Source organism: Nonomuraea purpurea (assembly GCF_042650645.1).
GTDB classification, from domain to species: domain Bacteria; phylum Actinomycetota; class Actinomycetes; order Streptosporangiales; family Streptosporangiaceae; genus Nonomuraea; species Nonomuraea purpurea.
Genome location: NZ_JBHSBI010000013.1, coordinates 15,438 through 32,446, shown reverse-complemented (window position 1 = coordinate 32,446; position 17,009 = coordinate 15,438). Strand labels below are relative to the sequence as shown.

Below are 17,009 nucleotides of genomic sequence, written 5' to 3'. Positions count from 1 at the left end.
GATCACACTCCCCGCACGTTCGCCTGCCGGCGGAGGTCGGCCGCGATCTGGGCCTCGGTCCCCCGGGAGTTGGAGATGGCCTCGCGTAACAGTCGGCCGGCGTCCGCGATGTGCCGGACGAGCTCGGTTCCGGTCTCGACGAGCTGAGTGGGGGCGTCGTCCTTCATGTACGTGCCCAGGAACACCCGGCCCTCGGGACCGTCCCCCCACGGGGCGGCGGCGTGCATCGCCTCGATCTCGGCGGACACCTTCGACCAGTTCTTCCCCAGGGAATCGGCCATCGTGTCCCACTGGGAGATCCCGGTCTCCAGGGCGGGGCCGAGGTAGAGCGTGTCGTTCTCACGCGGCGCCACGCGGCACCTCCTTCCCGGCCATCTGGTCCGCCAGCTGCCGCATCACGGTCTCCAGATCGCCGTCAAGGTGCGCGCGCATCTGCTCCACCGGGATGAGCGGGTCGAAGACCTCCAGGACCCGCTGCCGTGCCGTGTCCGCCGCCCGGTGGATCGTTCCCGCGATGGTGTCGGCCAGTTGCCTGGCGTCGGGGCGGCGATAGACCCGGGGGTCTATGTCGAGCCTGATGAGGTTGCCGCGAGCGCCCACGGTGGCGGTGACCAGCCCGTCGTGGGACCTCTCCGTCACCTGGATCGCCTGCGCCTGCCTGCGGAGATCGTCCCCCTCCTCCTGCAGACGGACAAAGGTCCGGCGCAGTTCGTCGGCGTAGGCCTGCATGCCGGCCACATCCGGCTCACCTAAATTCATCACATCAGCCCCCGAAGTCGCACTAGTACGCAAAAGCGCGTAACAAGTTAGCAAAGATGAAGAATCATCTGTTCATTTTTGCGAAATCAGGGGTTAAGCGGAGAGCTTACGCAGGGGCGATGGGCGTGGCTTCCTCCCGCAGGTCCGCCACCTCGTCGCGCGGGACCCATCGGCGGTAAACGCCCCGCTCGACCCGCTCCAGCCCAAGGCGCTCGGCCACCGGCACCAGGCCGCCCGCGTACTCGATGAGCAGTTCGCCCTGCCTGTCCCGGAGCACGATGACGGGCGCTCCGCCCCACTCGCCCACAGTGGTCACGTACGTCACCTGCGCACATTCGGTAGCGGGCACGGCACGCACCCAGCGCCCGTCCGCCACCTCCGCGAAGCCCTCAAGCGCAACGGGACTGAGCAACCGCAGCCACATCCCATCGGTCCGCAACTCAGGCGAGGCGACATGCTCCGTCCCACGCCAGCGCGCCTGGTACCGGGCCCAGCTCACGCCGCCTCCTCGGAGATCAGCAGCCATCGGCCGAGATCGCCGTCGTAGACCGCCCTCCTGCGAAAGATCCCGTCGACGCCGAGCTCGATGATCTCCGCCCCGTACGGCAGCAACACCCCGTCGATCTTGTACTCCCGAATCGTCTGGTCGACATTGGGCACGAGCCCCATCCCCACGAAGGGAGGCTCCTCGATCACCCAACCGGCCACCGCCCGCATGCCCTCGTCGTCCTGCCCGCCGTAGGGCGTCCGATAGAGATCGAAGCCGATGGCGGGCCAGCGCAGAATGTTCACCGCCCCCAGGTCGGTGACCACCTCATCCTGCAGCAACGCCTCGGCCAGCACGGCCGGGGTAGCGATGTGCGCCACATCGAGCGCGTGATGGCAGTACCCCGACACCCGAGGCTCGCCGTCCTCCAGCAGCGCGGGAATCTCCGCTGGAGGCAGCAACTTCTGCACGATGGGAATGCCGGGTTCGATCAGATGATCCTGCCGAAGCGTCGGTACGGCGGTCCTGGCCACCGTTCCCGCTTCCAGCAGGAACTCGAGCTCCAGACCCGCGTTGACGGCCAGCCCGCATCGGGGATCGGGCCACCCGGCGGCGAGCTCCACCAGCGACACGACCCGGTGGTGCCGCACGGCCCCGCCCGTCGCGGCGCGCAGAGCCCCTTCAGAGGTGTACGCGACCAGCCACACGCGCCCATCGGCGGCCTCCAGAATGGGCCACGCGATCGCGGCTGCGCCCTCCTCGATCGGCAGGGCGAAATCGGCCTCGCGCAACAGGCTCAGGCAAAGAGCGAGGTCACCCCGCCCGTGCGCATCCTGCAACCGCTGTTCGAATGGACTCGCCTGCCACATTGCCCACACAATAGCGATCGCCGGCGGCTGTGCCCGCGCCTCCGCGCAGGCGCTGACCATGATCGTTGATCAGTCGCCGAGCGATTTGCAGGGGCGCTCCCGCAGCTCCTTGACGTAGTCGTCGGGGGCGCCCGCCCGCTCGGCGGCCTCGGCCAGGCTGCCGAGATAGCGGGCCGAGGGCAGGCCGCCCTCGTAGCCGTCGAGCACGTAGAACCAGGCCACGACCTCGCCGTCCAGGGTCTGCACCCGCAGGCGGACCTTGTGGTAGGCCCCGCGTACCGCGCCCTCCCACTGGTCGAGCGAGGTCTCCTCCCACTCGGGCACGTCGTAGAGGACGACGAACACGTGCTCGTCAGGATCTTCGACGATGGTGGCGAGCGCGCCCTCCCAGGCGGGGTCGTTGCCGCCGAACGTCAGCCGCCAGCCCGGCAGCCAGCCGGCGCCCCAGATCGGAGAGTGCGGGGCTCGCATGGCCATCTGCTCAGGGTCCATGTTCGAGCCATACGCGGCATAAAGACGGAGCTCAGTAGGCTTTCTCGGTTCTGAGAGCCACGCCACGGTCCACCCCTCCCGCCGGGTGCCACTCGTCATCCAGCTACCGCGCCATCCTGTCATGCCGAAGGCCCCAGCCGGTCCATGAGCGCGGTGCGTCGCCGCCCGGTTGTAGCTCATCCCAGGTCATGCGGGACAATAGGACACGTGACGAGGATCGTGATCATAGGTGGCGGACCCGGCGGCTACGAATCGGCGCTGGTGGCCGCTCAGCTAGGCGCGCAGGTCACGATGGTCGAGCAGGACGGGCCCGGCGGCGCGTGCGTGCTCACCGACTGCGTGCCGTCCAAGACGCTGATCGCGACCTCCGTCCGCAAGCAGGCGCTGCTCGACGCGCCCTCCCTGGGCATCTCGTTCGACGGCGGGTCCGACGGCGACACCGGAGCGGTCGACATCGACCTGCCACTGGTCAACAAGCGGGTCAAGGAGCTGGCGCAGGCGCAGTCCGCCGACATCGCCACCCGGGTCGAGGCCGAGGGCGTCGAGATCATCAAGGCGCGCGGTCGGCTGGTCGACCCGCAGGTGGTCCGGGCGGGCGACCGGACGCTGCGGGCCGACGTCGTCCTCGTGGCCACCGGCGCGACCCCGCGCGTGCTGCCGGGCGCCGAGCCCGACGGCGAGCGCATCCTCAACTGGCGCCAGCTCTACGACCTGGAAGAGCTGCCCGAGCACCTGATCGTGATCGGCTCCGGTGTGACGGGGGCCGAGTTCGCCGGCGCCTACCGCTCGCTCGGCGCCGAGGTCACGCTCGTCTCCAGCCGCGACCGCATGATGCCCAACGAGGACGCCGACGGCGCCGAGGTCCTCGAAGAGGTCTATCGGCGGCGCGGCATGAACGTCATGGGCCGCTCGCGCGCCGCCTCCGTCAAACGCACCGCCGACGGCGTCGTGGTGACCCTGGAGGACGGGCGCACCGCCGAGGGCTCGCACGCGCTGATGACCGTCGGCATGATCCCCAACACCTCGGGGATGGGCCTGGAGGAGGCCGGGGTCCAGCTCGACCGGAGCGGCTTCATCAAGGTCGACAAGGTCTCGCGGACGTCCGCGCCCGGCGTCTACGCGGCCGGCGACTGCACCGGGGTGCTCATGCTGGCCTCGGTGGCGGCCATGCAGGGGCGGATCGCCGTCTGGCACGCGCTGGGGGAGGCCGTCCAGCCGTTGCGGCTGGCCACCGTGGCCTCCAACATCTTCACCGACCCGGAGATCGCGGCCGTCGGGGTGGCGCAGCGGGCGATCGAGGCCGGGGAGATCGAGGCGAACGTCGTCAAACTGCCGCTCGCCACCAACGCCCGGGCCAAGATGCAGGGGTTCAACGACGGGTTCGTGAAGTTGTTCTGCCGGCCGCACACGGGGATCGTCCTGGGGGGCGTGGTGGTGGCGCCGAGGGCGTCCGAGCTGATCCTGGCCGTTTCCGTGGCCGTGCAGCAGCGGCTGACCGTTGATCAGTTGGCGCACACGTTCGCCGTCTACCCGTCGCTGTCGGGATCGGTCACGGAGGCGGCGCGCCGGCTCATGCAGCCGGGCCTGTCCATCTGAGAGGGCGCGCTTTTCCTCCGTCGTTCTCAATCAGCCGAGTCGGGGGCAGGTCAGGTGCCCGGCATGGAGATGTGTTTCGTGCGTGATCGACCACTTGCCGCCTGATCGCCGGCAGCAGACAGTCGATCGGATCCATACCTCGCCGTCCATTGCCGCCAACTCCGCCGGCGAGGCCGCGTACTGATCCACCCAGCCCTCGCGGTCCGCCGGCGTCACGGCGGCACCCGGGCCTATCGTCGTCCTGCACTTGCCCCGCCTGGTGCAGGGATTGGCTGAGACTGCCCGCCGCACCGGCATACCTGCCCGATGCCGGCAAGACCAGCGCTCCCTCGCCCACGCGGCGTGGCGGAGAGGAGCCGCCGCATCGGCCGCCGACGGCTGAGCGCACTCCTGCCGAGATCGTCAGCCAGCCGTCGGCGGGGCAGGTGGCAGGGCCGATCGTGCGCACAGAGAGCGAGCCCGTCACGCTGGGGGAGAGCAGCCCCCACAAGTTCGGCGTCGAGACCGGGCCGAGAGGTTCCGCATGTCGTCACAGGCCGGCATTTTCGTTTGCTCATTTGCGCAACTAACGAGAAGATGGCGGGGCGAATGGCGGGTTGGAGGTGTCGTCCACCAGGTCGAGGCAGCCGCCGTACTCGAACCGCAGACGGCTGACGGGCTGAAAGAGGGAGAGATCCCGCCATACGATCCGGAATCCACCTGATCGTTGCCCGCTTAACTCTTGATCAACTTTGACCTTTTGGGGTGGTAGGTGCGCAGGATCTGGTGGGTGGTCGCGGGCTTACTCGCCCTGGTGCTGGTGGCGGCCGGAATCGTCGTGGTCGCCTACGCCCGCCTGACCGGGAACGTCAGGCACATCGAGGTGACCGAGCAGGACCTTGGCACCGCCCGCCCGGCGAAGGCCCCGACGACCGCGATGAACGTGCTGGTGGTCGGCTCCGACGAGCGTGGTGGCAAGAACACCAAGTACGGCCACCGCATCGCGGGCGAGCGTACCGACACGATCATGCTGGCGCACATCTCCCCGAATCGGGACAACGCCATGGTCATCAGCTTCCCTCGGGACTCGCTCGTCCAGCTACCTGCCTGCCGTGCAAGGCCCCCGCTGGCCGGGCAGCGGCCGCACATCGGGATGATCAACGAGTCATTCAACGCCGGGGGCGTCGCCTGCACCTGGAAGACGATCGAGTCGCTGACCGGCATCCGCATCGACCACTTCGTGAAGGTCGACTTCACCGGCTTCAAGGGCATGGTGAACGCGGTCGACGGCGTCGAGATCTGCTTGCCCGAGCCGATCAACGACACCAAGGCCCTGCTCCACCTGCCCGCCGGCCGCCAGACGCTCAAGGGTGAGCAGGCGCTCGGGTACGTGCGCGCCCGTTACAGCTTGGGCGACGGGTCGGACATCGGCAGGATTCAGCGGCAGCAGATGTTCATCGCTTCCATGGTCAAGAAGGTGATGAGCGGCGAGACGCTGACCAACCCGGCCAGGCTCTACAACTTCCTCGACGCCGCCACGAAATCCGTCACGACCGACCCCGAGCTCACACCCGCCGTGATGAAGGACCTGGCCGACAGCGCTCATGGGCTCACCGCCGGCCAGATCCACTTCATCACCGTCCCCTGGCGCTACTCCCTCACCCAGCCCGGCCGCGTGGAATGGGTGCAGCCGCAGGCCCGCACGCTGTTCCAGCTCGTGGCCGACGACAAGGACGCCGGCAGCTCCAAGCTGCGAGGAGGCCAGATCAAGGTGGCCCGCACACGGATCGAGATCGAGATCAGGTACGGCACAGCCGGGGCGTCCAAGGCCAGGCAGGTCGCCGCCGCGCTGGAACAGCGCGGCTACCACATCGCCAGAGTGCGTGACGGACACAAGCCGTACTCGAAGACCACGATCCTGTACTCCCCGAACGGTCAGGCGCGCGTCCCGACACTCGCCCGGGATCTGATCAGGAGCCGCTCCTCGCCGGTCCCGAAGGCACAGACAACGCGGCTGGTCCTCGTCATCGGCGACGACTGGCGCGGCCTGAAGGCCGAACGGGCGAGCGATTCGGAGGAGTTGACGGGTTTCGACGCCACCCAGGACTCATGCGCCACGTGATCGGGTGGCCGCACCTGTATGGCTCGCTCTGACAGGAGCGAGCATGGTGACCAACGGCTCCTTCGATTACCCTCCCCGGGAGGTATCGGCCGAGGCCGCCGCAGGGTTCGGGGATATTGCCCTCCTCGATCAGACTGCTCAGGCCGCGGCCAAGGACGATCTGAAGCCCTGATCGGGAAGACTCCTTGCGGGCGGTATGGGACCAGATGGTCCAGGAGAGCCGGCTGGCCGGGATCTCGATCAGGTGGGCGAGGAATCAGAAGAGCAGGACGGCGGCCGTCGCCGCGGGCGGGGCGGTGGCCGAATCGCTGATGCCTGAGCCGCCGGGGGGGTGATGACCGCCGTGGTGAACACCCAATCCACCTGCTCCAATACGGTGACGCACGCTACACAGTTTTAGACTTGCGCATTCAAGCAACTTTGCTTCAGGCTGATGATGCAACTTACGCCTGCCCGGTTAGGACGCGTCGTGTCGAATCTCGGATGGGGTGAAATCCTCATCATTGCCGTGGTCTTCGTCATGCTCTTCGGGGCGAAGAAGCTGCCCGACACTGCTCGCGCGGTCGGTCGCTCTCTGCGGATCTTCAAATCCGAGGCGGCCAAGCTCCGCGATGACGCCCCAGACGATCCTCCCGCTGCGGTGTTGTCGCTGGAGGAGCAAGCTCGGCGGTTGGAGGAGCAGGCGGCCAGGTTGCGTTCCGGTGTCCAGCAGGACAAGCTGTAGCACACGCCTCTACATCTGACCCCGCCATCCCGGTGGTGCCGTCGGGATGTGACGCGGGAAGCGGACCGTACAGCGGCGCCACGTGCCAGACACACTCGATGACGGCTCGTTGCACAAGCCTGTTCTCCCGGACGACACGAACGCGTACGGCCCCGGCAACCTCGAGCGCCCGCAAGTGAAGACCACAAGCGCTGATCATCGTGGCGTGGGCCATCAGCCTCCTGGGAGCTCATGTGCGCGACCACGGGCAACTTGGGATGATGCACCCCCGTTATCTATTACTTGCGCAAATGAGCTAGCGTCTGTGGAAGCGTATGCGGGCGGGCCTGCCCGCATACGCTGCTCACGCCGTCTGTCGGCACGACAGAGGAGTACGGCATGCTCGCCGGGCTCATCCTGCACCGGCTCGGCCGCTTCGCCGGCCCGGGCGTGCCTTGATCCGCAGTAACGGTCAGTCCTGTGCCAGCACGATGACGCTGTCCTTGTCACCCAGCACCAGGGGGTCGCGCTTGGGCGGGTTGAGCACCACGCCATAGGAGGGCGGCTCGTCCCCGCGCAAGGCCAGCCGGTAACCGATCGCGCTCTCCCCCCGCCGCCTGGCCGCCTCGATGAGGGTGGCGAAGTTGGCCTCCACACCAGGCAGCAGGTAGTTCGGCGCGGGCTTGAGGTAGATCTCCGCCCCCGCCGGGTCGAACAGCTCGGCGAAGACCGCGTGCAGGTGCCGGTTCTCGCTGAGCTGCGTGAGCAGAAGACTGATCAGTTTGCGGCTGACGATGAAGTCGTCAGCCTTGGTCACCTGGGCGACCTCCCGGTTGTGGTCGTCGTTCATCTCAGTGACGATCGAGTACGGATCACCCAGCCGTACCTCGATGTCGCGCAGGTGCAGCAGGGTTACCAGGGTCCGGTCATCGGCGTGGTCGGGATCGACTCCGTCGTTGGACAACACCACCAAGTGCCGGTAGCCGCCCAGGTCCAAGGCCTCCAGCGAGCGTCGGGAGGTCGGCTCGCACACCTTGTGGTCCACCGTCAGGTTCACCCGGGGAACGGCAAGCGTCTCCTCCGGCCGCTGCGAGGAGGCGATGTCCACGACCGATCCCGGTTCGGCGAGCCGGTCCAGCAGGTCCAAGATTTTCGAGCCGCGGTTGTTCCAGCCGATGAGCAACGTCCGGTCCGGCAGTGGCACCTGCTCGGCACCCGAGGCGATCGCGGACTCCATGATCGGCGCGGGCTGGTCGGCCAGGCTGATGAGCAGATCGTCCTCCGCCAGCACGATCAGCTGATCGGCGGCAGTGATCGGGGTGTCCGCCGGCGGGTTGACCAGAATCCGGCCATCCCCGGTGCGAAGCCCGACCGGGACGCCGCGCTCGTAAGCGTCAAGTGCGTCGCCGTAGAAGGTTCCGACCAGACGCGGCTCCCGGCGCATGTAGAACTCGTTGCCCGCGAAGTCCATCAGGTCGCGGCAGACGGTGAACAGGCCAGTCTGCCGATGGGACTGAGCGACCAGTCGCACGGCGATGTCGTCGGCGTCGATGACCAGCGCCATCTCACCACCTGCCAGTTGGGCGGCGGCCAGGTTCTCCGAGTCCTGCACGGCCGCCACCACGTGCGGCCGCTCGGCGCGCCAGGATCGATTGTTCAGCAGCAACAGCGTCTTGATCACGTCGATGTCGGCCTCGTCACCGGCCGGCGGCAGCACGATGATCGACTTGGCGGTGTCCGGGCTCACCACTTCCAGATCGGCATGCTTGAGTGGATTCCCCGAACGGCAGATGATCCGGGTGCGGCCCGGCTCAGGGATGTGAGCGCGTATCTGGTCCTCCATCCCGACCTTGTCGCGGTCGGCCAGGACAACCACGCACGAGCGCCGCTCGCTCTGGTTTGCCTGCACCAGTTCGTGCGCCACCGTGAACACCTGATCTGACCAGCCCAGCACGATGGTGTGCCCGCGCTCGATCAGCTGGGAGCGACCCTTGCGCAGTTGGGTGATCCGGTTCTCCAGCCCAGTTGTGATCACGCCGATCAGTGAGCTGACGATGAAGATGCCGCCGATCGTGACCGCCAGCATCAAGCCCAGGAACGCCGGGCTGCCCTCGTCACCGCCCATCGTGCCCGGATCCAGTGTGCGCAGCAGGCTCATCCAGAACACGCCCAACCAGCCACCGCTGGCCTCGGTGTCCTCCTGGGTGAGGACCACCACCAGAACGGTGACCAGCGCGATCAGCGTCACTGACGCCAGCCCCAGCCACCCGATCAACGCCGGCGTGCCGCGATCCATGGTTCCGTCGAACCAGTACCGCAGCCGAGCCCGCCACGTCATCCGCACCGCCTACACCTCCACTGTCCAGCACGGCCCCAGGAGGAATCCATGCGAGTCGATGGCCATCCCTCTCGGGAATTCGCTGGTCGGCCCCTATGGGAAGCGCCGCAGGGGGACTGGGAGCAAGGGGAGCTGCTCATCGTCCCTAGCCTCCCCTCTCCCCTCAGAGCGCCGGTTGGCAGGGAGATAGTACTGGGTTCACGGCTTGCGCAGCTGTGCAATCCACCTGAACCATCCGGGCGAGCAGAACGCAGAAGCGCCACCACAGCGGCTGGAAGACGGGCGAGCCACGGAGAGTTTTCAACTTGCGCATATGAGCAACTATTGGCCTACAGTCGTCTCATGGAGTCATGGCTTGTGCTCGTGGCGCGCATACCCACGCGAAAGGTGCGCACACGGAATGCCCTTCAGGGGCAACTGCGCCGACTCGGCGGAATCTGGCTGGGCGACGACATATGGACGCTGCGAGATCGGCCCGAGGTCGCTGACGGCGTCCACCGCGTGCTGGGGCTTGTCGACGAGGCTGGGGGTGAGGCTCGTCTCTGGCGAGCCTCACGCCCAGGAGCGGAATAGTCAGAGCCTCGCGCACCGGGCAGCGCGCGTGCCGGCCATCGCCCGCTCTCGCGCCGCTCCCGTTCAGGCCGGCCCCCGCACTCCGGCGCCGAAACCCACCAAGACCCTGATGGTGGCCACCGCCAAGCTGTCCGACGCGTGTTCCGCTTAGAAGATCAGCACCCATTCGTATAAGTCGAGTACGCACACCAGCGCCCACAGCGCGAGCGCGACGATTCTTTGCTGCTCCCCTACCCGCATATCCCCGCCCGGTAAGCCCTACGTCGCATGCTTGCTATATTGCGCAACTATACAATTAAGGTGCCGGGGGCAAGCATGAGCAGACCTATCAGGGAAACGCGGCGCAGACAGGGCCGGGTTCCCCGACGGGCGCGGCGTCCGCGCAGCCGGGTGCCACTGGTCGTGCTCATCGCCGCGGCGCTGGTAGCCGTGATCGCGGGCGTGGTCGGCACGATCTACGCCAAACTCAGCTCCAGCATCAACACCTTCGACGAGCAGGGCATCGATGGCGACCGTCCCGCCGCCAATGTTGCCGGGCAGAACATCCTCATCGTCGGCTCCGACTCCCGTTCCGGTGACAACGCCAAGCTGGGCGGCGGCACCGGCGCCGTCGGCCGCTCCGACACCGCCCTGATCGTGCACGTCTACGGCGACGGCAAGCACGCGGTGGCCGTCTCGATACCTCGCGACACACTGGTGGACATCCCGCGCTGCCGCCTGCCCGACGGGACCTGGACGGCGCCTCAGACCGGCGCGATGTTCAACGCCGCCTTCACCGTGGGCCTGACCGCCAAGGGCAATCCCGCCTGCACGCAGAACACCGTGGAGAAGCTGACCGGCCTGCGGATCGATCACACGATCGTGGTCGACTTCAACGGCTTCGCCAGGATCACAGAAGCGGTCGGTGGCGTCCAGGTCTGCCTGCCCAACGACATCTACCAGGGCGACCTCAATCCCAACCGCGGCTCTCGCGGTCAGCTCCTCTACCCCAAGGGACCGCAGACCGTCTCCGGTCAGAAGGCCCTGGACTACGTCCGCATCCGCCACGGCATCGGCGACGGCTCCGACATCGGCCGCATCAAGCGCCAGCAGGCCTTCATCGGCAGTTTGATCAAGAAAGTCAAAGCCCAGGGCCTGGACCCCGTCACGCTCCTGCCGCTGGCCGAGGCGGCCGCCGCCTCGATGACCGTTGACCCCGGACTCGGCTCGGCCGACAAGCTCCTGTCCTTTGCCCTCGGATTGAGGGACATCGACCTGCGCAACACCAAGTTCATCACGCTGCCCTGGCGCTATCAGGGCGCCCGCGTGGCCATCGTCCAGCCCGAGGCCGAGCAATTGTGGGCCGCGCTGAAGGCTGACCGCACCCTGGACGGCGCGGACGCCAGCGGCAAGGCCCGCCCCTCAGCCAAGCCCTCAGCCAAGCCGACCCCCACGCCCGTCTCCGGCGCCGGCATCAGCCTGGCGGTCTACAACGGCACTACCGTCAGCGGCCTGGCGGCCGGCGCCGCCGCCAAGCTCAAGGCCGTCGGCTTCACCGTCACCGCCGTCGGCACCGCCGCCTCTCAGCACACCCTCAAGACCGTCATCCAGTACGGTCCGGCCGCCGCCGACCAGGCCAGAACGGTGACCCTGGTGCATCCCAAGGCCAAGCTCGTGCCCGTCGCCACCCCCGGGATCACGCTCATCCTCGGCAGCGACTACGCCACGTCAGCCGCCCCCACTCCGACGCCTACGACACTCAACGGCAAGGCGCGCTCGGCCGACGACGATCCCTGCTCCAATCTCTCCTACGGCTGAGAACAAGCAACGCCCCGCCGTACGCGATGGCCACCAGCAACAGCCACAGGTAGCCCGCGGCAGGCAGCGCGACCAGCCCGAACGTACCCGCCAGGGGTGAGAGCGGCAGCAGCAGGCCGACCGCGGCGAGCGCGCCCGTGGCCAGCCCGAGCGGGCGCGACACCCCGGTGGTGGGGCGCAGCAGCAACATGATGACGGCCTGGGTGAGCATGTTCTCGATGAACCAGCCAGTGTGGAAGGCCGACTCCCCCGCCACGCCGACGACCTGGGTCAAGACAGCGAACGTGACCAGGTCCGCAACGGCGTTCAACGCGCCGAATCCCAGGATGAAACGGAGGATGCCACGTGGCCGGAGCAGTAAAGGCCGCCGAAGGACCGCCGGATCGGCCCGGTCGAAGGCGAAAGCGAGCTGCGCGGCGTCGAAACACAGGTTCTGCACCAGCACCTGGACGGGCAGCATCGGCAGGAACGGCAGCGCCAGCCCGGCCGCGAGCATCGCGATCACGTTTCCGACGTTGGACGACAGCGCGATGCGCAGGTAGGTGATGATGTTGCCGGTGCTACGCCGCCCGAAGACAACCGCATGATCGACCGCGGTGAGATCCTTGGCCGCCAGCACGATGTCGGCGGCCTCCCGGGTCACGTCCACCGCGCCTTTCGGGCAGATGCCGACGTCGGCGACACTCATCGCGGGCCGGTCGTTCACGCCGTCGCCGAGGAAGCCGACCGTGTGCCCGGCCTCCCGCAGCGCGGTCACCACGCGGGCCTTGTCCTCTGGGGTGCAGCGGGCGATCACCGTGGCTCGGTCGAGCGATTGCGGCGTCAGAGCGGAAGCATCGACCACCGCCTCCACCCTGAGCCCCAACTCCCGGCAGGCTCGGGCGGCGGTTGCCGGGTGGTCTCCGGTCAGCACCTTCAGTCTGATCCCCCTACGAGCCAGCATGGTCAGCGCGTGGGCCGCCTCTGGCGAGGGCTCATCGACCACAGTGACGAAGCCGGTGAGTTCCAGCTCGCGTTCCTCGCCCAGGCGGTGGAGAGCGTGGCGCTCGGCCACGGCGACCGCGAGCACCCGCGCCCCGGCTTCGGCGAGGGCCTCGGCGACCTCACCCGCGCGCAACCGTTCCTGCCTGCTCATCGCGCATCGCTCCAGCACCGCTTCCACGGCGCCCTTGACCACCACGACGTGCCTGCCGCTCTCCTCGACCAGCGCGCAAGAGACCCTGCGTGAAGGGTCGAACGGCGTGGCATCCAGCCCCTCGGCGTCGCCCAGGTCGAGCACGCTCTCGAGGATCGCCTCATCCAGGGGATCAGGCGTCGGCGGGTCGGTCAGGTGGAGCGTCCAGAAGCTGTTGACCGCGGCCCAGCGCAGCACCTCGGGATCGGCCCGCCCGTCCGGTCCGACGGAGCCGCTGACCACCGGACGATCCTGAGTGAGCGTGCCGGTCTTGTCCATGCACAGCACGTCGATCGCGCCCACATCATGCAGCGAGGGAAGCCGCTTGACGATCACACCATGGCGTGCCAGCAAGGCCGACCCCCTGGCCAACGCCGTGGTCACCACGACCGGCAGCATCTCCGGCGTCAGCCCGACGGCCACCGCCACCGCGAACGGCAGCGCCTCCAATCCCATCCCGCGAAGCACCGCGTTGGCCACGAGCGCGACCGGCGGAATGATCAGCATGACGCGAATCAGGATCCAGGAGATGCCGTTCACCGAACGATCGAACGCCGACAGCCTCCGCACCGGCGCCTGGTAGGCGCCGGCGAACAGGGTGCCGGCTCCCGTGGCCGTCACCACGGCCAGCGCGCTGCCCGAGGCCACGCTGCTGCCCTGCCACAGTAGATGGTCCTCGCCGTTGGGCAGGTCGCGTGCCAGTTTGGGCACGGGCGCGGACTCGCCGGTCAGCGGTGCCTGGTGCACCGTCAGACCACTGGCTCGCAGCAGCCGCACATCGGCCGGGACCAGATCCCCCGAACCCAGCTTGATCACGTCACCAGGGACGAGCTGGTCGATCGGGATCTCCCGCTCCCGCGGTTCGGAGTCCTCCGAGGTACGCCGCCTGACGGTTACCGTGGCGGCCACCAGCTTCCGCAATGCCAGGGTGGAGCGGTCGGCCCAGTACTCGCCGTTGGAGCGCAGCAGGCAACTGGCCACAACCAGGACCACGATCAGGCCCGCTGTGGCCCACGAAGCGATCACGGCGGACACCAGACCCAACGCGAGCAACACCATCGTGAACGGGTCGCGCAGGCTGCGAGCCAGTCGGCGCGGCCAGGACGCCGGCCGCTGGAAGGGAATCGTGTTCTCGCCGTACTCAAGCAGGCGGGTTCCGGCCTGCGTCTCGGTCAGGCCGCGCGGCCCGGTTTCCAGCAGTCGCAGTGTTTGGAGCTGGGTGTCGCCCGCTTCAGGCGCCCAGACCACGTCTGAGTTCCCCGGATTGGCCCGCCCGCTCGGTCAGTGGCCCGACCAAGCTGCGAACGGTGGCCACGATGTCATCGTCATCGATCAGGTAGATCACCCTGCGCCCCTCGCGCCTCGACCGGATGAGGCCGGCGAGCTTGAGCTTGGCCAGATGTTGACTGACCGCCGGAAGCGCACCACCCACCCGCTCGGCCAGCCCGGTCACGTCGCACTCGCCCTGCGCCAGCACCCACACAATGTGCAACCGCGGCGGCGAGGACAACAAGGTGAAAACGGAAGCGGCCTCCGCCAGCACCTCGGCCGGCGGGTCAACGATCTCTCTGGCCGCCACGATCACCCTTCCTTCAGCTAGAGGCCAAGTCTAGGCGTGTCCACCGGGACGCCTTTCGACACCGCCGAACTGCGTTCGCTCCTGCACGAGAGCCACCCCGGACCGTCAGCGACCGGCAGGGCATAACCGCGGCTGACGATCAGCGACCGTCAGCGGCCACCGCGGGGGTGAGGGCCCAGGGCGTTGACGTTTGTTGGTATGGACAGCAAACTAACTCACGAGTTGGCGCAGCTGTTCAAAGGAGCTTCCATGCCCTATCGCCCCCCGTTGGTCGCGCATGAGTACTTCGTCGCGGACCCGCCCGAGTTGCCGGTACGTGCGCGTGGTGAGGGCGGCCTGTCGGCGGTGACCGCGGCGGAGTTGGTCGCGGCCGAGGGCGCCGAGGTGATGCTGAAGGCGGTGACGTCGGCCGAGGAGACGCTGGTCGTTCAGGTGGGCGTGGCGGGGGAGGGGGTCATCCGGGTTCGGCTGTCGGAGGACGCGACCGCGCGGCCGCGTTCGGAGCGGGCCATCGCGCTGGTGACCCCCGGCACGTATCCGGGGGCGCGTGCCGGGGTGCGGCCGGGTGAGCCGATCGTGGTCGACGCGGGGACGCTGCGGGCCGAGATCAGCCTGACCCCGTGGCACCTGCGTTTCACCGACGCGGCGGGAAGGACGCTGGTCGAGCAGGACAGGGGGCACACCGACATCAGCGGCCGGCTGCGGACGTTGCCGTTCGGCCGTTCTGCCTCGGGCGGCGTCCCCGTGGCCTACCACGAGAGCTTCGCCGCCGCCCCCGACGAGGCGTTCACCGGGTTCGGCGAGTCGTTCACGCGGCTGGACAAACGCGGCCAGCGCCCGCTCATGTGGAACTTCGACGCCTTCGGGGCCGAGTCGCAGCGGGCGTACAAGAACGTGCCGCTGTACCTGTCCAGCAGGGGGTACGGGGTGCTCGTCGACAGCGGGGCGCCGACGGAGTTCGACGTGTGCCAGTCCACCCACAGCGTCGTGCAGATCGTGGTGCCCGACGACGTGATGGACTACTACGTGATCGCCGGGCCGACCCCGCCGGAGGTGCTCGATCGCTACGACCGGCTGACATGCCGCCCGTCGTTGCCGCCGAAGTGGGCGTTCGGGACGTGGATCTCGTCGGGGTTCTGCGTGGACAGCCAGGAGCGGGTGCTGGCCAGGGCGCGGACGATCAGGGAGCGCGGCATCCCGTGCGACGTGCTGCACCTGGACACCTACTGGCAGGCCGACGGGCACTGGTCGGACCTGCGCTGGGACGCCGTGAACTTCCCCGATCCGGAGGCCATGCTGGCCGAGCTGGACGGGATGGGATTCAAGGTGTGCCTATGGATGAATCCCTATATTTCGCACCTTAGCCCGACCTTCACCGAGGCCGCCGAAGCGGGATATTTCCTGAAAACGCAGGAAGGTGAGCCCTACGTCGCCGACTGCTGGCACGGCTCCTTCCCATCCTGCGGCATCGTCGACTTCACCAACCCCTCGGCCGTCGAATGGTTCAAGGGCCTGCTGCGCCCCCTCCTGCGCCAGGGCGTGGCCGCCTTCAAGACCGACTTCGCCGAAGGCGTCCCCGCCGACTCCGTCGCCTTCAACGGCATGACCGGCACGGACCTGCACAACGTCTACACCCTGCTCTTCAACGACACGGTCACCGCCGTCACCCGCGAGGTCAACGGCCACGACCTGGTGTGGGCGCGCTCGTCGTACCTCGGCGGCCAGCGCCACAGCGCCCAGTGGGGCGGCGACACCTACACCGGCTACGCCGCCATGGGCAGCACGATCAGAGGCGGGCTCGCGCACGGCCTGTCCGGCGTGCCGTTCTGGAGCCACGACGCCGGCGGCTTCACCGGCAGGCCGACCGACGACCTGTACGTCCGCTGGACCCAGTTCGGCGCCCTTTCCCCGCTGCTGCGGCTGCACGGCACCACGACCAGGGAACCTTGGGAGTTCCCCGCCGTCGAGGAGCAGGCCGTCGAGGCGCTCAAGCTGCGTTACCGGCTCATGCCCTACCTCTACTCGGCGGCCATCGAGGCCGCGCGCACCGGCGCGCCGATGATGCGGGCGCTGTGCGTGGACCACCCGGACGACCCGGTGGCCTGGCAGGCCGACCTGGAGTACCTGCTCGGCCGCGACCTGCTCGTCGCCCCCATGACCACGCCGGAGGGCGTCAGGACGGTGTACCTGCCGCGCGGCCAGTGGGTGGACTACTGGACCGGCGAGGTGTTCGACGGCTCAACGTACATCGAGGTCGGCAAGCCGCTCGACCAGATCCCCCTCTTCGTCCGGCACGGCGCGCTCATCCCCGTCGCGAGGCAGGGCGACACGGTCGACGTGCCCGCCGAGATCGCGCTCGTCGCCTTCGGGGGCGGCGACGGCACCGCCGACATCCACGACGAAGACGGCGTGACGGTCGCCGTCGCCACCAGGGACGGCGACGTGCTGCGTGTCGCCGTCACGGGCCCGAAACGCGTCACCGAGGTGGAGATCGTCCCGGTGGCCGGAGCTCCCACGCGGGCCGTCATCTCGTAACACCCC

The 17,009-nt window shown here is 68.3% G+C and carries 15 protein-coding genes; 7 read left to right on the top strand and 8 right to left on the bottom strand.

What is annotated here, in order from left to right; translation table 11 throughout:
* Positions 1-2: 2 nt before the first annotated feature.
* From ACFOY2_RS25225 to ACFOY2_RS25205, 5 genes are all read right to left on the bottom strand, one after another.
* Positions 3-353: a hypothetical protein gene (locus ACFOY2_RS25225; protein ID WP_379530559.1), complete on the bottom strand. Its 351-nt coding sequence runs from the start codon at positions 351-353 to the stop codon at positions 3-5.
* A complete protein-coding gene (locus ACFOY2_RS25220; protein ID WP_379530780.1) occupies positions 340-729 on the bottom strand; it encodes a YbaB/EbfC family nucleoid-associated protein in 390 nt (129 codons plus the stop codon). The genes ACFOY2_RS25225 and ACFOY2_RS25220 overlap by 14 nt, the downstream gene beginning before the upstream one ends.
* 136 nt (positions 730-865) lie before the next feature.
* Positions 866-1,258, bottom strand: a complete 393-nt coding sequence (locus ACFOY2_RS25215) for a hypothetical protein (RefSeq protein ID WP_379530558.1) — start codon at positions 1,256-1,258, stop codon at positions 866-868.
* On the bottom strand, positions 1,255-2,115 hold the full coding sequence (locus ACFOY2_RS25210; RefSeq protein ID WP_379530557.1) for an SseB family protein: 861 nt from the start codon (positions 2,113-2,115) through the stop codon (positions 1,255-1,257). The genes ACFOY2_RS25215 and ACFOY2_RS25210 overlap by 4 nt, the downstream gene beginning before the upstream one ends.
* Positions 2,116-2,184: 69 nt before the next feature.
* Positions 2,185-2,673: a gamma-glutamylcyclotransferase gene (locus tag ACFOY2_RS25205; RefSeq protein WP_379530779.1), complete on the bottom strand. Its 489-nt coding sequence runs from the start codon at positions 2,671-2,673 to the stop codon at positions 2,185-2,187.
* A gap of 141 nt (positions 2,674-2,814) precedes the next feature.
* Here ACFOY2_RS25205 and ACFOY2_RS25200 point away from each other — a divergent pair, with 141 nt between their 5' ends.
* From ACFOY2_RS25200 to tatA, 4 genes are all read left to right on the top strand, one after another.
* Positions 2,815-4,203, top strand: a complete 1,389-nt coding sequence (locus ACFOY2_RS25200; RefSeq protein ID WP_379530556.1) for an NAD(P)H-quinone dehydrogenase — start codon at positions 2,815-2,817, stop codon at positions 4,201-4,203.
* 751 nt (positions 4,204-4,954) lie between these two features.
* Positions 4,955-6,304: an LCP family protein gene (locus ACFOY2_RS25195; RefSeq protein WP_379530555.1), complete on the top strand. Its 1,350-nt coding sequence runs from the start codon at positions 4,955-4,957 to the stop codon at positions 6,302-6,304.
* 43 nt (positions 6,305-6,347) lie between these two features.
* Positions 6,348-6,476, top strand: a complete 129-nt coding sequence (locus tag ACFOY2_RS25190) for a hypothetical protein (protein ID WP_379530554.1) — start codon at positions 6,348-6,350, stop codon at positions 6,474-6,476.
* Between the two features lie 297 nt (positions 6,477-6,773).
* Complete coding sequence (tatA, locus tag ACFOY2_RS25185) at positions 6,774-7,028, top strand: Sec-independent protein translocase subunit TatA (protein ID WP_379530553.1); 255 nt, start codon at positions 6,774-6,776, stop codon at positions 7,026-7,028.
* A gap of 451 nt (positions 7,029-7,479) precedes the next feature.
* Here the strand turns inward: tatA and ACFOY2_RS25180 are convergent, their stop codons facing one another.
* The gene (locus tag ACFOY2_RS25180; protein ID WP_379530778.1) at positions 7,480-9,345 is read right to left on the bottom strand and encodes a CASTOR/POLLUX-related putative ion channel; all 1,866 of its coding nucleotides are present in this window, start codon (positions 9,343-9,345) and stop codon (positions 7,480-7,482) included.
* A 48-nt stretch (positions 9,346-9,393) separates the two neighbouring features.
* Here ACFOY2_RS25180 and ACFOY2_RS25175 point away from each other — a divergent pair, with 48 nt between their 5' ends.
* Positions 9,394-9,918 carry a Chromate resistance protein ChrB gene (locus ACFOY2_RS25175; protein WP_379530552.1) on the top strand — a complete coding sequence of 175 codons (525 nt, stop codon included), beginning with the start codon at positions 9,394-9,396 and terminating at the stop codon, positions 9,916-9,918.
* A gap of 315 nt (positions 9,919-10,233) precedes the next feature.
* Positions 10,234-11,715: an LCP family protein gene (locus tag ACFOY2_RS25170; protein ID WP_379530551.1), complete on the top strand. Its 1,482-nt coding sequence runs from the start codon at positions 10,234-10,236 to the stop codon at positions 11,713-11,715.
* Here ACFOY2_RS25170 and mgtA read toward each other — a convergent pair.
* Both mgtA and ACFOY2_RS25160 read right to left on the bottom strand, forming a co-directional pair.
* Positions 11,657-14,137: a magnesium-translocating P-type ATPase gene (gene mgtA, locus ACFOY2_RS25165; protein ID WP_379530550.1), complete on the bottom strand. Its 2,481-nt coding sequence runs from the start codon at positions 14,135-14,137 to the stop codon at positions 11,657-11,659. The genes ACFOY2_RS25170 and mgtA overlap by 59 nt on opposite strands.
* Complete coding sequence (locus ACFOY2_RS25160; RefSeq protein WP_379530549.1) at positions 14,121-14,474, bottom strand: ArsR/SmtB family transcription factor; 354 nt, start codon at positions 14,472-14,474, stop codon at positions 14,121-14,123. The genes mgtA and ACFOY2_RS25160 overlap by 17 nt, the downstream gene beginning before the upstream one ends.
* A 243-nt stretch (positions 14,475-14,717) precedes the next feature.
* On the opposite strand from ACFOY2_RS25160, the gene ACFOY2_RS25155 reads away from it, so the two are divergent.
* On the top strand, positions 14,718-17,003 hold the full coding sequence (locus ACFOY2_RS25155) for a TIM-barrel domain-containing protein (protein WP_379530548.1): 2,286 nt from the start codon (positions 14,718-14,720) through the stop codon (positions 17,001-17,003).
* Positions 17,004-17,009: the final 6 nt, after the last annotated feature.

Excerpts from the sequence above, each read along its gene's own strand:
- ACFOY2_RS25220 (WP_379530780.1), bottom strand. The coding sequence starts at position 729 with ATGCAGGCCTACGCCGACGAACTGCGCCGGACCTTTGTCCGTCTGCAG.
- ACFOY2_RS25210 (WP_379530557.1), bottom strand. The coding sequence starts at position 2,115 with ATGTGGCAGGCGAGTCCATTCGAACAGCGGTTGCAGGATGCGCACGGG.
- ACFOY2_RS25190 (WP_379530554.1), top strand. The coding sequence starts at position 6,348 with ATGGTGACCAACGGCTCCTTCGATTACCCTCCCCGGGAGGTATCGGCC.
- ACFOY2_RS25180 (WP_379530778.1), bottom strand. The coding sequence starts at position 9,345 with ATGACGTGGCGGGCTCGGCTGCGGTACTGGTTCGACGGAACCATGGAT.
- ACFOY2_RS25175 (WP_379530552.1), top strand. The coding sequence starts at position 9,394 with ATGCGAGTCGATGGCCATCCCTCTCGGGAATTCGCTGGTCGGCCCCTA.
- ACFOY2_RS25170 (WP_379530551.1), top strand. The coding sequence starts at position 10,234 with ATGAGCAGACCTATCAGGGAAACGCGGCGCAGACAGGGCCGGGTTCCC.
- ACFOY2_RS25155 (WP_379530548.1), top strand. The coding sequence starts at position 14,718 with ATGCCCTATCGCCCCCCGTTGGTCGCGCATGAGTACTTCGTCGCGGAC.